At 54.6% G+C, this 15,415-nt stretch carries 14 protein-coding genes; 6 read left to right on the plus strand and 8 right to left on the minus strand.

Annotated features, from left to right (window positions below; genetic code table 11):
- The 3 genes from VE954_RS36175 to VE954_RS36185 are packed head-to-tail and all read left to right on the plus strand — an operon-like array spanning window position 1 to window position 3,870.
- Window positions 1-1,164 (plus strand): nucleotide disphospho-sugar-binding domain-containing protein, encoded by a 1,164-nt coding sequence (locus VE954_RS36175; protein WP_324962298.1) that lies wholly within the window; start codon window positions 1-3, stop codon window positions 1,162-1,164.
- Window positions 1,161-2,045, plus strand: a complete 885-nt coding sequence (locus tag VE954_RS36180; RefSeq protein ID WP_324962300.1) for a class I SAM-dependent methyltransferase — start codon at window positions 1,161-1,163, stop codon at window positions 2,043-2,045. Before VE954_RS36175 ends, VE954_RS36180 begins: the two co-directional genes overlap by 4 nt.
- A gap of 19 nt (window positions 2,046-2,064) precedes the next feature.
- Entirely contained in the window at window positions 2,065-3,870 is a 1,806-nt protein-coding gene (locus tag VE954_RS36185; RefSeq protein WP_324962302.1) for a class I SAM-dependent methyltransferase, read from the plus strand.
- Here the strand turns inward: VE954_RS36185 and surE are convergent.
- Together surE and ypfJ are read right to left on the minus strand one after the other, a co-directional pair.
- Window positions 3,867-4,637, minus strand: coding sequence for a 5'/3'-nucleotidase SurE (surE, locus tag VE954_RS36190; protein ID WP_324962304.1), 771 nt, complete (start codon window positions 4,635-4,637; stop codon window positions 3,867-3,869). The genes VE954_RS36185 and surE overlap by 4 nt on opposite strands.
- Window positions 4,638-4,744: 107 nt before the next feature.
- Window positions 4,745-5,512: a KPN_02809 family neutral zinc metallopeptidase gene (gene ypfJ, locus VE954_RS36195; protein ID WP_324962306.1), complete on the minus strand. Its 768-nt coding sequence runs from the start codon at window positions 5,510-5,512 to the stop codon at window positions 4,745-4,747.
- A 119-nt stretch (window positions 5,513-5,631) separates the two neighbouring features.
- Between ypfJ and VE954_RS36200 the strand changes: the two genes are divergently transcribed.
- Window positions 5,632-6,123, plus strand: a complete 492-nt coding sequence (locus VE954_RS36200; RefSeq protein WP_324962308.1) for a hemerythrin domain-containing protein — start codon at window positions 5,632-5,634, stop codon at window positions 6,121-6,123.
- Between the two features lie 76 nt (window positions 6,124-6,199).
- Here VE954_RS36200 and VE954_RS36205 read toward each other — a convergent pair whose 3' ends face one another.
- Window positions 6,200-7,081: a hypothetical protein gene (locus VE954_RS36205; protein ID WP_324962310.1), complete on the minus strand. Its 882-nt coding sequence runs from the start codon at window positions 7,079-7,081 to the stop codon at window positions 6,200-6,202.
- A 333-nt stretch (window positions 7,082-7,414) separates the two neighbouring features.
- Window positions 7,415-8,302 carry an SDR family oxidoreductase gene (locus VE954_RS36210; RefSeq protein ID WP_324962311.1) on the minus strand — a complete coding sequence of 296 codons (888 nt, stop codon included), beginning with the start codon at window positions 8,300-8,302 and terminating at the stop codon, window positions 7,415-7,417.
- Here VE954_RS36210 and VE954_RS36215 point away from each other — a divergent pair.
- On the plus strand, window positions 8,301-8,498 hold the full coding sequence (locus tag VE954_RS36215; protein WP_324962313.1) for a hypothetical protein: 198 nt from the start codon (window positions 8,301-8,303) through the stop codon (window positions 8,496-8,498). The two genes, VE954_RS36210 and VE954_RS36215, sit on opposite strands and share 2 nt — an antisense overlap.
- Window positions 8,499-8,572: 74 nt before the next feature.
- Here VE954_RS36215 and VE954_RS36220 read toward each other — a convergent pair whose 3' ends face one another.
- Window positions 8,573-9,433, minus strand: coding sequence for a hypothetical protein (locus VE954_RS36220; RefSeq protein ID WP_324962315.1), 861 nt, complete (start codon window positions 9,431-9,433; stop codon window positions 8,573-8,575).
- A 361-nt stretch (window positions 9,434-9,794) separates the two neighbouring features.
- Here VE954_RS36220 and VE954_RS36225 point away from each other — a divergent pair, with 361 nt between their 5' ends.
- Window positions 9,795-10,973, plus strand: a complete 1,179-nt coding sequence (locus VE954_RS36225; protein ID WP_324962318.1) for a tRNA-dihydrouridine synthase family protein — start codon at window positions 9,795-9,797, stop codon at window positions 10,971-10,973.
- On the opposite strand, the gene VE954_RS36230 is transcribed toward VE954_RS36225, so the two are convergent.
- From VE954_RS36230 to VE954_RS36240, 3 genes are all read right to left on the minus strand, one after another.
- Window positions 10,970-11,716 carry a hypothetical protein gene (locus VE954_RS36230; RefSeq protein WP_324962320.1) on the minus strand — a complete coding sequence of 249 codons (747 nt, stop codon included), beginning with the start codon at window positions 11,714-11,716 and terminating at the stop codon, window positions 10,970-10,972. The two genes, VE954_RS36225 and VE954_RS36230, sit on opposite strands and share 4 nt — an antisense overlap.
- 209 nt (window positions 11,717-11,925) lie before the next feature.
- On the minus strand, window positions 11,926-14,433 hold the full coding sequence (gene uvrA, locus VE954_RS36235) for an excinuclease ABC subunit UvrA (protein WP_324962322.1): 2,508 nt from the start codon (window positions 14,431-14,433) through the stop codon (window positions 11,926-11,928).
- A 67-nt stretch (window positions 14,434-14,500) separates the two neighbouring features.
- Window positions 14,501-15,304 carry a trypsin-like serine protease gene (locus VE954_RS36240; RefSeq protein ID WP_324962326.1) on the minus strand — a complete coding sequence of 268 codons (804 nt, stop codon included), beginning with the start codon at window positions 15,302-15,304 and terminating at the stop codon, window positions 14,501-14,503.
- Between the last annotated feature and the right edge of the window lie 111 nt (window positions 15,305-15,415).

Raw genomic sequence — 15,415 nt, forward strand, 5'->3', positions numbered from 1 at the left:
GTGTCGCGCTATATGCTGGTCGTGCCGCCCCTTGCTGGTCACATCAATCCCACCATTGCCATCGGTCGGCGTTTGCTCGCAGCCGGTGATGACGTAACCTGGGTCGGCTGTGGCCGTCGGGTTCGGGCGCTCCTGCCTCATGATCTGCCGCTCATTCCGATTTGGGAAACAGCGACGGGTGATGTGAATGAAAGCTGGATGCATAAAGCGCAAAAAGTAACCGGCCTGGAATCGTTTCAGTTTTTCTACGAGGAATTTCTGGTTCCCTTGACCGATGCGATGCTGCCTGGCGTGCTGGCCGCCATCGATGAATTTCAACCCGATGTGATTCTGAGTGATCAGCAGGCCCTCGCCGGGGCCTTGGCCGCAAGGCTCCGCCACTGCCCCTGGGCGACCCTGGCTACCACTTCGGCGGCCGTTTTTAATCCCATCGCTCAGATGCCCAAGGTCAGGGAGTGGATGGTGGAAACTTTAGGCAAGGTTCAGGACCGTTACGAGCTGGAACGTTGGGAGCGACCTGATCTGTCCTCAGATCTTGTGCTGATTTTATCCGTGCGGGAATTGATCGCAGCCGAGGAGCATATTCCCAACCATTTTCATTTTATCGGCCCTTCCATACGGGAAGAACAAAACGATGATGATTTTCCCTGGCATCTTTTGCATCCCGAACGCAAAAAAGTCTATCTCTCCCTGGGAACGGTGAATGCGGAGCGATCGCAAAAATTTTATCAGAAGGTGAAGGAAGCCTTTGCCGATCAGGACCTGCAGATGATTTTATCCGCCCCTGCGGACATGCTCGGAGCCATCCCGGACAACTTCATTGTGCAGCGTTTTGTCCCGCAACTCGCCCTGCTGAAAAAAGTGGATGCCGTGATCTTTCACGGCGGTCACAATACGTTTTGTGAAACCCTTCTGCACGGGCTGCCCGCGGTGGTGGCCCCCATCAAGGATGATCAACCTGTGATAGCCGAGCAGCTGGTCCGCTCGGGCGCCGGTCTCCGGGTTCATTTCGATCGCGTAAAAAGCCCCGATCTCGCGGCTGCGACCCAGCGTGTCCTGAATGAACCGCAGTTCCGCACCGCTGCCGAACGGATACAAAAGATCCTACGCGCCAGTGGAGGATCGGCTCAGGCTGTGGAGCTTTTGCAAGGAATGGTTCGATGAATAGTTGTTTCGTCTGCCCTTTTTGCCCGGATGTCGGCACCATTCAGAATGCGCGTGAAGCCGTTCAGGTCCCTGCCATTGTTCGTGCATTTCAGGATCAGACGTTCACGGTATGGCGCTGCGCAGGCTGCGATTCTCTCCATTCCAAGGAAGACGTGAACCTGCCACATTATTATGAAGGCTATCCTTTCGCTCAGCACAAACTCGAATTCTGGAGCAAAATTGCCTATAGAAAGCGCGCCCGGGAGCTTGTCCGGCAGGGCATCCAGAAGCATCACAAAATTCTCGATTATGGCTGCGGCGCGGGTGTCTTTGTCCAGTATCTCCGCGATCAGGGCTATGTCCATGTCGTCGGCTATGATCCTTATGTCGAACAATTTGCGAAGGCCGAGCGACTCCAGGACACCTATGATGCTGTGCTGGCCCAGGATGTCATCGAACACGCCGATGATCCTCAAATCATGCTGTCTGAAATCCTGGGTTGTTTGGAACCCGATGGACTTTTGTATCTGGGCACACCCTTGGCCAATCGTATTCACCTCAAGGATCATTCCCGTTTTGCCATGAGTTTGCACCAGCCTTATCATCGGCATATCTTTTCCTTGAAAGCCATCCTCCACATGACACGCGTTCATGGGCTGCGTGTGACCGGTCTGTCCCAACGTCATTGCACGGATACCCTGACCCCGACCGTCAATACACGTTTCCTCCATGAATTCATCCGGGCCGGAGGCAATGTGGTGGACGTGGGTTTTGAACCGCCGCCCCAGGATATTTGGAAACGGCACCCAAAGCTTTTGCTGTTTGCCTTCTTTGGATATTTTTTTTCGCACCGTTCCGAGTTGAGCGGATTTTTTCGCAAATCGCTGGCAGCAACCTGATGCCTTGTGAGGGGAATTTATGAGTTTTTGGCTGTTTTTAGCCGGTTTTATGGCCGTTATATGGGTCCTTGATGGTCTGCGTTTGCGGCGACGAGCGCGGAGTCTTGCGGTCCTCGCGCCAACGGATGAAGAACCATCTGCGGATATGCATTTCATCACGCGTCAGGGATCCATACTGGATGACGCCACCCGACGCGCGGCAGCTTCGTTTGCGAATGCCCATGCTTTGAATGTTCTGGTTCTGCTGCCAGGCAACATGCCAGCTGCTGAGGCCATGCTCGCCTGCCAGGCCATCAACCCGGAACAATTCCGCAAGGAACGTATTGCCAATGCCAAATGTTCGGGCGAGGCTATCCTGGTGCGATCCGCCTTGCTGGAACGTTTCGGGCAGGAGTATGCACCACCTGCCAGTGCCAGGGACCTGGCTCGCCTGGCCGATCAACTGAAGAAGTATGCTGGAACCAGCATGGACCTCGCTGTGGTCCCTTGGCTCCAGGCCTCACCCCGGGATTGGCGTGAGCAGGGTCCTTTGGTGGAATTGGTGTTTGGTGGGCTGGCCCGTCCCATCATGTTGCTTCAGGTGCTTCTCGTCGTTCTGGGTGTGTTTCTGATTCCGGGTGCCGGCATCGCAGCATGTCTCGCTTATCACCTGCAGCCGCTTCTGGCCCTGGGCGGAACATCAGTAAGGGCCAAAGGCCTTCTGCGTTTTGCGATCTTTCGGGTCTTTTACGATGTGCGTACTTTATTGACAACAGGTCCGCATCATCCGGCAGGACGCCAGGAGGAAATCGAAAAAAGTCGCGTCCAGTATCGCGAGCTGATGGCAGGTGGAACGGCGCCTTTCTTTGAAGGCGCACGCCCCGATTGCCCCATCTGCGGCGGTACCCGTTTGAAAACTGCGGTGTCCAGCCGCGACTGGATCCAATTCAAACCAGGCGTCTTTACCTTGTCGCGTTGCCTGGAATGTCAGCATCTGTTCCAGAATCCACGCCTGTCAATCGCGGGACTCAACTTTTATTATAAAGATTTCTATGATGGATTGGGCCAGGAACGCAGCGACGTCGTCTTCAGTCACGGCAGTGCTCCCTATGTGGCTCGCGCAAAAATGTTGAAAGGCCAGGCGGAACCCCGCCGCTGGCTCGATGTCGGAGCCGGGCACGGGCACTTCTGCTGCGTGGCTCGTGATCAGTGGCCGGGCGTTTCCTTTGATGGACTCGATCTGAATCAGGGCGTTCTCGATGCCGCTCAGCGTGGCTGGATTGATCGGGCGTGGCGCGGTTTGTTTCCCGATCTGGTGGATACGTTGGCGAAGGAAGGAGCCTACGATGTCATCAGCATGAGTCACTATCTGGAACACACCCGCGATCCCGATTCGGAAATCGCCGCTGCAGCCAAAATCCTGCCCCAGGGTGGCCATCTGATGATCGAGCTGCCGGATCCCGAATCCCGCTTTGGTCAATGGTTCGGTTCCTTCTGGATGCCTTGGTTTCAACCTCAGCATCAACACATGCTGTCGGCCAGGAATCTTGAGCGACTCCTGCACAAGCATTCCTTTGAAACCTTAACCTGGCATCGGGGTGAAGCGCATCAACCCGTGGATTTTGTTTTTTCGATGGGACTCATGCTCAATGCCCTGGCTCCACCCACGGACATGCCGTGGCGTAAACCTGCCACGATTTTCCAACGTCTCTGGAACAAGACGGTTTTTCTGGTTTGTTTACCAATTATTATTGTGGCTCGCATTCTGGATAAATCCATGGCCCCGCTGTTCCGCAGGCCAGGCTGGTCGAACAGTTATCGCGTGCTGGCGAGACGCATGGCTTAAAGCAAATCGTAGGATAGACCTTCGATCACCGCACCCAGGGAGGGACTGATCGAAGGACTGTTCTGCCGAGCCCTGAGAAATGAAATGGCCGCATAACCGTCCTGCACCGCGGTCACGTCCTGGGAGGAGTCACCACGGTTGACCCTTTGACTGCCGCCCATCATGTAAACATCAGGCTCCACCGTAATGATCTGCGGCACATGCATATTGTAGCCGGCACAAGCGGCCTGAACCACACCGCGCGGCGCGAAGCCTGGATGATTGATGTTCAGGATTTCCGCGACGGGCCAACTGATTTGGTCCAACTGCGCAACCACTTTTCGGGTCAGCTCGGCGGCGCGATCAAAGGCAGCCTGCTGTTCCATCAGGGTCATGCCGCGCTGCAGATCGACGCTGACGGCGATGGCCTTGTAACCCAACAAGGCTGCTTCCGTTGCCGCTCCTACGGTTCCACTGTAATTCACATCCCAGCCTACGTTCAGGCCGTGATTGATTCCACTCACCACCAGTTCAGGGGGGTGATCTTTGAAGAAATGATGTAAAGCCAGCGCCGCACAATCCGCGGGTGTGCCTTGCACGGCCCAGGTATGGGCATCCATACGTTGAACCGGAATCGGCCGAAAGAAGGTCATCGCATGCGATTGCCCGCTGCGTTCTTCGCTCGGCGCCACCACATGGACCTCGTGCCCATGTTCGCGCAGATGACGAGCCAGAGTCAGTATGCCAAGGGCCTGGAAACCATCATCGTTGCAAAGCAAAATACGCATGGGTCATCCCTCAAACGGTGGCGCCGAAAAAAGCCGGCGCCCCATCCTAACAAACCCGATCCGTCCTCACGATGGGAAATTCGGGGCCCTGGCCGCCCAAATGACTTTCACCCCGCCGCATTCGTATTGCAATTGCGAAAGTCTCCAGACTCGAAACCCTGTGAAAAGGCTGCCATGCGTTGCCGCGAGGAACCATGCGTGAAGGAATCCGGCACCACATAACCCTGACTGGCTTGCTGCAGGGCATCATCACCGACAGCCGAGGCGGCATTCATGGCCTCTTCCACATCGCCCTGGTCCAGCGTTTGGTTCAGAGTCTGCGTGGCCTTGGCCCAATATCCGGCGAAGCAATCCGCTTGCAATTCCGTCGCTACGCTGGAGCCTTTATCCAGATAACCGAGCTGCTGCTGGACATGGTGCCCGATCTCATGCGCGATCACGTAAGCCTGAGCGAAGTCGCCCTTGGCTCCCAGCTTTCCCGACAATTGATTGAAGAAGGAAGTATCCAGATACAGCTGCTGATCTCCAGGACAGTAGAATGGACCCACAGCGGCGGTCGCTGAACCGCAGGCGGATTGCACGCGACCGCTGAACAGGACCAGCTTGGGCTCCTGATAAGTCCGGCCCGCTGCTGCAAACGCCTTGTTCCATACATCCTCAGTATCCGCGAGAACCACGCGCAGAAAGCGTGTCTGATCATCATTGGTCGCGACCGGTGTCGTTTCAACTCCCGAATTCAGGAAAGCACTGGGATCGCCACCCAGCAGAGCATAGATGATCGCCAGGATGATACCGCCACCGCCTAGGGCTCCAGCGGTCTTGACTCCCCTGCGATCGACCAGGTTTCCACTTTCTCGTCTGCCGCGCCATTGCATTGGGATACTCCTTAAAGTAAGAAAAACTGCTAAATTTTAAGCAAGTTTCAGACCACGCTGACCATGGCACAAGCCTTGCTCGCGAATCCACTTGAAAAACTGGGCACCAAGGAGGAAGCATGCCGTACTCTCAGAAAAAATTGATGACGGAGCCCGCTGTCGATGCCATCCAGCTTTTACAGCTGCAGCATCGGGAAGTGGAAGGAATTTTCGCCGAGCTTGAGGCCACCCCACCCAGCGCTGTGAAAGAACGCGAGGAACTCGTTCGGCACCTGGTCATTGCCCTGGAAGCGCATACCTGGATCGAGGAAAAAATCCTTTACCCTGCAGGCCTGGAAGTTGATCCGGTGCTGACCTTCGAGGCTTATGAAGAACACAGCCTCATTCAATTCATGCTGCATAAAATCGTTGAAACGGAAGCCGATGACGAAGCTTTCCTGCCTCGAGTCAAGGTCCTCAAAGAAATCGTTGCGCATCATGTGAAGGAAGAAGAAGGGGAATATTTTATCGAGGTGCAGAATAAATTGAGCCGACGTCGCCTCGCTGATATCGGCATCGAAATGCACGATGAATTTGCCAGCCGAACCAAACGATTGCGCGTCGTCATCTAACCCAGGGCTTTTTCTCTTTGAGAAAAAGAAAGTCGAGGTGGACAGCTCAAACGAGCTGCACCTCGAGGGGTTCTTCTTAGAATCTCCAGCCGATATCCAGACCGATACGATCCAGATTTTCGGTTTGACCGGCACCAAGGAATGCCGACCATGTACGGGTTTCACGACCCAGGCGCAGTTCTGCACCGGCGTCATCCAGAGTATCATCCGAGATGTCGCTGTCGATCGCACCGACCAGACCACGCACGCCAGCGATCAAGCCGCCAGCGCTTTGGTAACCGACCATAGGTGCAAAGTGGACAGAAGACATTTCCTGCTCTTCGCCCTTCATATAGACGTTACCGATCGCGCCGATTTCAACGCGGAGGTTTTGTACGCCCGTGGCAGGAACATAGGCAATGTCCAAACCGGGAGCGAAGTAATCATCTTTTTCTTCCACGCGGCTATGGTCCATACCTGCGCGTGGACCCACGCGCCAGTTGCCGCCAACGTCTGGTGTTGCGGTTGCTGTGACGTCGCTGACGCCGACAGATGCTGTCAGTTCTTCGCGAACGACAGTTTCAGCAGCCACTTCCTGAGCTTCCGTAGGAGCGCCTTCAACGACGATACGAGCGATCAGACCGTTCTGTGGAATTTCGCCAATACCGCGAGCTTCAACTTTCAGCTCGGGAACGCGCTGCAGAATTGCAGCCCGCAGGTTTTCTGCGCGGCGGCGGGACAGACGGTCGTTATACTGGGTCGTTCCTTCAGGAGTCGCCGAGCCGACGATTTCAAGAGTTTCCTGTGTCGCTGCCTGCAGGCGGAGCGTGTTCACACAGTCATCCACAGCGGCGCTTGGAACTTTGGCGCTGTCAAATTTGAAGGGAACTGTGCACTCACGTGTGGGCTCTGCACTGTAGGAAATTCCCTCCACCGTCAAAAGACCCAAGACCAAACCGTTGACCAACTTCATTCTCATACAAAACCTCCAGCCTACTTTTTGTTAATCGCTGATAACCGAAACCTGGAGTCCCTGTCCATAAGGGAAATCGCCAAGTCTTCAAGAACCAGCAGACCTCGGGACAACGAAATGCAAGGATCGCACCGCAGAACTCCTGGTGAATGAGTTAGTTAATATGACCGATCTCAATCACCCTGCAGCCCAGTCTGGTTAAGGCAAGGCGGATCCCAGTCGCATGGCTCCCGTGGAAACTTTGAGCCGCAAGCTGCGTTGCAGGACATGGGCAGCTGTACTCAGACCGATGAGTGCCGCCGCTGCGAGCAGCATGCGACCGGACCCAGATCGTGACGATTAACCAAATAGACCCTGGCCCTGGGGTGAGGTCCTTAGGACGTGACCGTCGGTGATGGGAACCAAGTCAGCATTTTTTTTAAAATAGTGCTCCAGACCACGCTTCATCAGATACGTACTTAGAGCTGGAGTGAGGACATAACCCAGTCGAGCCAAATTCACCGGCCACCCCACGATGCGACGATGCTGTGGATTCTGGGCCAACTGAACCACGGTCTTCGCCACCTTCAAAGGACTATAAACAGGAGGGGCTGGTTTCAAGAGATGCCCCGAATAGTTCGCCGCATGCTCAAAGCCAGGTGTATCGACAAAGCTGGCAAAGACAGCACAGACATGAATATCACCGAAGCCCATCATTTCCGCACGCAAGGCTTCGGAAAAGCCTCGGAGTCCGAATTTACTGGCACTATAAGCTACGGCATACGCGGTCGGCAGGAAGGCGCCGGCTGAATTCATATTAATAAGCACGCCGGAATTCTGTCGTTTGAAAAAAGGCAGCGCCGCATAGGCTCCATGGATGCAGCCGAGAAGATTGAGCCGGACCACTTCTTCGTGCACTTTCAAAGGCACGTCCGAAAACGATCCCACCGCACCCGCACCGGCACCGGCATTGTTAAACCAAACATCAATGCGCCCATTGAAAATGTTGGCTGCACTTTGTGCCAATTGTTCGACCGCCTCAGGATCGGTAACATCGGTGGGAACCGCCAAGGCCCGACCGCCCATCTGCTCAATGTCTGAGACAAGATTGGCCAACGCCTCGGCCCGCCGGGCAGCCACCACCACATGAGCCCCTTCAGCAGCAAAGGCTAAAGCCGTCGCTTTGCCGATTCCGCTGGATGCCCCCGTGACAACAACAGTGGCCCCTTTCAATTGACGTTTGTGCATGAAATCTCTCCTTGTCGCTGCGAATCTCGATGGACCTTGCAACAAGCAGACCAGCACTCATGCTGTGGAACACCCCAACCGATGGCTGGTCTTCCTGCCGTCGATCAAGAGACTTCGCAAAACTTCCTTCAGAAAGACAACTCTATCAATCGTTCATGAATTGGACGGAACCATGAACGGCCAAATCAGTGGCTGATGCTTCGAAAAAAAAACACATGGTGCCTCAAGCGCCATGTGTCTTCTTTTTGATGAAATCGACCTGGTTTATCCTTAAGATCCAGCAGAGAAATCCCATTTGCCGTTATTGCAGGTATAAGTATTTCCCTGATAGGTCGTTACAGTTTTATGGGCGTAATTGGTAACGCCATTCGCACCCACGCAGCTTTTGGGGGCAGAGCCCGTACCCGGAGAAAAGTCCCATTTGCCATCATTGCAGGTATAGGTGTTTCCCTGATAGGTCGTCGCGGTGCTATGCGGATAGAGGGTCACTCCATTCGCGCCGAGGCAGCCGCTTCCTTTGTCAGGAGTCGGGGCGATGGATCCATTGGCTTTCCAGGCAGACTGAACAGCTGCAAAATGAGGGATCGAAAGCATGCGCTTGACTTCAGACAGATCGTAAGCGGAAAGCTGCCCTCCATTCATAAATCGACCGTTCTGTTCACTGTTCATGATCGAAGCCGTATTCTGGAATTTATGGGCAAATCCAAAAACGTGACCCACCTCATGATTAGCGGTCCAATGGCCGGCCCACTGCGGAGGCACATCAAGCCGATGGACGTTGCCGTTCAAGGGATGAGCCTGCCCATAATAGGTAACTCCAGCGGGCGCAGGGTAAAGCTTGACCACGCGATCCGCACTGCAGCCTTTGGTGATTTGAATGCGTTGATCCCGTCCACCAGCATCCAACCAAAGACGTAAAGCCTTCACGACGAGATCAGCAACGCCTGCTTTCACACCTGTATCGCAAACGGCAAGAGTTGATCCGGGTTTTAGCATATAGGGACTATCAGCGGTTTCCCATCCGTTGCCGATCAGAATGTTCTTGGTTTCGCTGGTTTCCGTTTCTGTTCTTTTACCGCAGGAAAACAAGAGGATGAACAAAATGGGGATGAAGTGGCTTCGACCCAACATACGACGCTCCTAGCTTTGCATAGATTGAGGAACATGTGCTTTTAACTCTTACCGTTCGGCAGAATTAATTTTCCTATGCAAAAGGGGCACCTGAAGGGTTTTCACTGCTGTCTCAAAGCAGGATGGCTCTTAGTGTTCGGGACAAAAGGCAAATATGGAAATTGCAAAGGCCAATCAAACGCGTTCCTGCATACGACTGAACAGCCTTTGGATAGTGCTGTTGCCAATCCCAACAGCAGCATCATCGCATAAAGTTGGAACCCGGCAACTCCAGGACAACCCATCGTTCCGCTTGATCGGATCGGTTCCCGAGTGATAGGTTCATCATGGACCTTGGTTTTTCACTCAACCGGATAAGATCATGCGCCACAGTCCGCAAATCAGCGTCGCTCCTATGGAAGGCGTGACCACGTTTCCGATGCGTCTCTGGCTGCAGATGACAGCCCAGCCGCGCATCATGACGAGTCCTTTTTTAAGGGTTACGCGGGCTTTTCCGGAAGACGCCCTGCCCGACACCTTTATTCCTGAGCTTATGCAACTGCGGGGGGCGCTCCCCTATGAATTGATCCCGCAAATGATCACGGGTGATCCTCAGCAATTTTTGCGAGTGGCCGAATGGATTCCGCCGGCGATTGCGCCCGTGATTGAACTCAATTGCGGCTGTCCCTCACCGAATTCCATGGGGCAGTTCGCGGGAAGCGGGATGCTGCGCGATCCGGAATTTTTTGCGCGCTCCATCGAAGGACTGGCTGCGGAACTGGGGCCGGGACGTCTGGCGATTAAGATGCGTTTGGGTATTGAAGATGATGCTGAGTTTCCGCATCTGCTGGAAGCTCTGGCGCCCTTGCCCCTGGCCCGTCTCACCGTTCATGCCCGCACCCGAGCCGATGGCTACCGAGGACAGGCGCGTTGGACGGCTGTGCAGCACGCTGCGGCCCACACCACGATACCCGTCCACGCTTCAGGTGACATCTGGGGGTGGGAGAGCTGGCAGAAACTGCAGGCGACCGCACCGGATGTTCAAGGCGCGATGATTGGTCGGGGACTTTTGCGCAATCCCTGGATTTTTACGGAGCTGCAGACGGGTCAACGGACCCGCATCGCAGGGGTGACATTCATCAATGCTTTGTTTTGCTACGCTCTGCTGCAGGATATCTTTTTGCAGGATGCCGGAAAATTAATGCAGCGCGTGGCCAAAGGACGGCTCGGCCAGACCTGTGGCACGGACTTCGCGGCCTGGGAAAAAACCACCGTGGAACTGACCAACCTGGTTTATGGTGTCCCGTTTCTCCTGCTGCAGGCGGATAGTTTCAAACATCGCAGCCTTTCCCCGGTGGCCTTCAGCCGGCTGCGTTTTCTGTGGAGCTATCTGCGGTCGAGTCTGCCTGAACCTTTCACCACGCCTGCTTTGATGCGCTGCAAACAGCCCCTGGATTTTTTCCAGCAGCTGTTTGCCATCGTGGAAGAATGGGGAGAAAGTGATTGGGACATCGGGCATCAGGAGACGTGGGATGCGCATTTTTCAGGTTTGCGTGGCTAAAAGTTAAGAAGACCGATCATGCCGTTCAGCACGGGAACACTGACCAGGCCCATGGCAAAGCGCGAATTCAGCACCCGCTTTTTCACCGAAGCCCCTTCGCCCAGCTCCAGGACTACGGAAGTCAGCATGGCACCACCAGCTGTTGCCAAAAGGAAAGGCAGCAGAACAGCACTCTCGCGCAGCAGCAAGCCGGCCCCCATACCGCCGAAGAGTTCGATCAGACCTGAGCCGACGCCACCGGCAAACGATAGAAGAGCGGAAACTCCCAGAGCCCGTAAACATACGACCATGAGCAGGCCTTCCGGAATATTTTGTAGCGCAATGGAACCCAGCACCGTACGCGCATGAGCACTATCAAGTCCTACCAGAGCTGCACCAGCAGCCAGACCTTCGGGAAAGTTATGCACCATCAGCACCATGGCGAGCAGCAGTTGCCCCTGATGACCTTTCGCACCTTCGAATCGATGCAGGAGACGATGCAGCACGGCAATCATCAGGATGCCAGCATAAAATCCCAAACCGATCGGCGCGAGTCGATGCCAGTCGCCCCAGGCCTCCAACGCTGCGGGGCCAACCAGCGAAAAGGCGACAGCAGATATCATCAGTCCGAGCGCAAAATCGATCGGCAGACGCCAGGGCTCAAAACGATGGCCTGGGAACCGAAGCATCGCGAGCGCCGAACCAAAGGCTGTGGAACCTAAGGAAATTAGACCACCCAGGGTGGCCAACATAAAGGGTGACATATTCCATCCTTTCCAGTCGGCACCGAGGAGGCTGGGACACCTAGCCTCCTGGGCCTGACTCACATGAATAGAATCGTCGATCGAGCTATTGAACTGAAATATCGAATATCAATCGTGTTATAGTTTTTATCTATCAAAGCTGAATATCAATCGGGTTAGGGTAATCTATCCAAGCTGAATATCAATCGTGTTAAGGATATCTATCCAAGCTAATCCCTTAAATACTTTGCCGTAAAGCTACCTTTGACAGTCGCGATATGCTCTGGTGGTCCCTCGGCGACAACTTTGCCGCCTTCATCACCAGCGCCAGGACCCATATCAATAATCCAGTCACTGCGTCGAATGACATCCATATCATGTTCCACGGTGATCACGGTATGACCGGCATCAACCAAACGGTCGAGCTGCAGCAGAAGTCGCTCCACATCCGACGGATGCAAACCGGTGGTCGGCTCGTCCAGAACATAGAGGGTCGCGCCCCGGGCTGAACGTTGCAATTCGCTCGCCAACTTTATGCGCTGAGCTTCACCCCCTGACAATTCCGTGGCTGGTTGTCCCAGGCGCAAGTAACCGAGACCAACCTGGCGCAAAATATCGAGAGGACGATGGACCGCCGGTTCGTCCGCAAAAAATTCCCAGGCCTTGTCCACCGTCATGCGCAGCACATCCGCAATACTTTGTTCGCGATACAGAACGTCGAGCGTTTTCGCGTTATAGCGAGCGCCTTGACACGTGGGGCAGGGTGCATAAACGCTCGGTAAAAACAGGAGTTCCACCATCACAAAGCCCTCCCCTTCACAATGTTCGCAGCGGCCTTTGGCGACATTGAAGGAAAATCGTCCGGCATCATAGCGTCTTGATTTGGCGAGAGGCGTGCTGGCAAAAATTTTTCGAATCGGATCAAAAAGTCCGGTATAGGTGGCGAGATTCGAACGAGGCGTCCGGCCGATCGGTTTTTGATCCACACACACAAGTCGTTTGATCCCATGGAGTCCACCTTGGATCTGCCCACCCTTGGTCTGAACTTCGGTTCGCTCCAGCTCTTCACCTTCCTCTTCAGCCTCGATAGGATCCAGACCCAAGGCCTCGGTGACGAGTTCAACCAGCACCTGGCTCACAAGGCTTGATTTTCCCGAGCCTGAAATCCCGGTGACACTGGTCAACACGCCCAATGGCATCGACACATCCACGTTCAGAAGGTTATTCCTCGTTACACCGCTGAGCTTCAGCCACTCCTTGGTGCGGCGAGACTGGCGCGTGATCGACGTCTCTGTGTGAAAGAGATGCCGCCGTGTTTGCGAGGCTTCCACGTTCGCCAGTCCGGGCAAAGGACCGCTATAGAGAATCTCGCCACCCAGTGTTCCTGCAGCCGGTCCCACGTCCACAATCCAGTCCGCCTGGCGGATGATATCGAGTTCGTGCTCGACCACAAACAGCGAATTGCCTGCCGCTTTCAATCGAGCCAACGCCCGCAGCAAAGCTTCCGTATCAGCAGGATGGAGACCAGCCGAAGGTTCATCCAAAACATAAACGACCCCAAAGAGATTCGAATGCACCTGCGTGGCCAGCCGCAGTCTTTGCAATTCCCCAGGTGAGAGCGTCGGCGTGCTGCGCTCGAGCGAAAGGTAACCAAGGCCAAGGTCGAGCAGAACCTGCAAACGCCCTAAAATATCGGCCGTAATCCGCTCCGCGACCAGGGCCTTTTCAGGATGATCCTTGCGTAAAGTGGCGAGCATCGGTGCTTTGCCCTTGGCATAAGGCTCCAAAATTTTGCCAAGGGCTTTCATCGGCACCAGGGACATTTCTGCAATATCCTTGCCCTCGAATTTCACCGACAGTGATTCCTTGCGCAGCCGCTTGCCATGACAGTCGGGACATTCCCGACTCACCATGTATTGCGCCACGCGTTTTTTCATCAGCTGGCTTTGGGTAGTGGCAAAGGTGTGAAGCACATAACGCTGCGCGCTGGAAAAATTGCCGATATAACTCGGCTCCTCCTTCCGTTTTAACGCTCGTTTGACTTCATGGGCTTCGAATCCTGCATAGACGGGAACTGAGGGTTGCTCATCCGTAAAAAGAATCCATTCGCGATCTTTTTTTGGAAGCTCACGCCAAGGCTTGTCGATGTCATAGCCCAAAGTCACGAGCATATCGCGCAGGTTCTGTCCGTGCCAGGCCGGTGGCCACGCGGCAATAGCCCGATCGCGGATACTGAGCTTGGGATCGGGCACCATGGATTGTTCCGTAGCATCATAGATACGGCCGAGTCCATGACACTTGGAACAGGCCCCTTCCGGAGTATGCGGAGAAAAACCTTCGGCATAAATAATGGGTTGTTTGGGAGGATAGTTTCCCGCGCGGGAATAAAGCATGCGCAGAAGATTGGCAAGGGTGGTCACGGTTCCCACCGACGAGCGTGTGGTGGGCGAACCTCGCTGCTGCTGTAAGGCCACGGCAGGCGGGAGGCCCTGGATATCGTCGACTTCGGGAACCGACATCTGATTGAACAGGCGGCGGGCATAGGGTGAAACGGATTCCAGGTAACGTCTTTGGGCTTCGGCGTAAAGTGTGCCAAAAGCCAGCGAGGATTTTCCAGAACCCGAGACACCCGTAAAGACCACCAGAGCATCGCGTGGAATTTCGACATCTATATTTTTTAGATTATGTTCACGCGCGCCACGAACTCGAACAAAGCCTGGATCTTTCTCATCAGCCATCCTCTGGCCCCCCTTTGCCAATCGGATCTTAGCACAGGGGAGAGAGGAGGATGAAGAGTCGACCGCTTTATTCCTGACAAGTTTTCTTGAGCGTATAGCTCTCGATATCAGTCAGGCGGCTGTCATTGGCATAAGAGTCCTGGAACGTCAGATCGATAGTCTGATCGACGGCTGACTCCTTGACCGTGAAGGATAAATCATACGATACGCGATAAAAACCATAGAAGCTACGAACAGGAGTCAGGGTAAATTCACAGTTCCGTACAACACGACCCGAGATGTTCTTAACCTGGATGGTCAGGTCGCTGCCCTGGGCAGCGAGGTCACCAAGGATCTGGAACTTAGCTGGTTTTGCCGGATCATCCAGATCATCAGGTTCAGGCTTGGGTGCGGGTTGGCTGCCGGAATCCAAAGGATCCTGACGACCTGTGAGTTTACGCGCCATATCCAGGATCATCGCCGAGTTTTGAACGACGCTGGCATACTCGTTACCACCGGTACAGCGTCTTTGAGCATCCATAAACGCAGTCGAGGTAATCCCCGCTGTGTACCATTCACCATTCTTTTGCACGTACAGCGGCCCGCCGGAGTCACCGCTACACGCGGCTGTCGATCCATTCCGAACGCTCAAACCACCGCTTCTGGTTTTGCCCTGGTAGCGGCTATCCACGGTGCGCAATGTTCCAAATGAATTCGGGGTGTTATTGCTACCGTAACCGGCCTGACGAACGGCATCACCAGGATTCAAAGCAATGCTTGCTGGAAGAAGTTTTACGGGCTTGTAACCCGCGGGAATATCACTGGCGAGCTTGAGCATGGCCACATCATTGTGCGGATCAGTATAAGCTTTGTTTACGGTGTGCCCGGCGATATTAGGTACCTAAGCAAAAGTCTTTGATCACTTTGCAACTTGATAGTAGGGTCAACGGCGATCGGAGGGATTGCCAGTGGCCACAATTGAATTATCGCCGTATGAGCGCCG

The sequence above is a fragment of the Oligoflexus sp. genome (genome assembly GCF_035638955.1).
Classification (GTDB): domain Bacteria; phylum Bdellovibrionota_B; class Oligoflexia; order Oligoflexales; family Oligoflexaceae; genus Oligoflexus.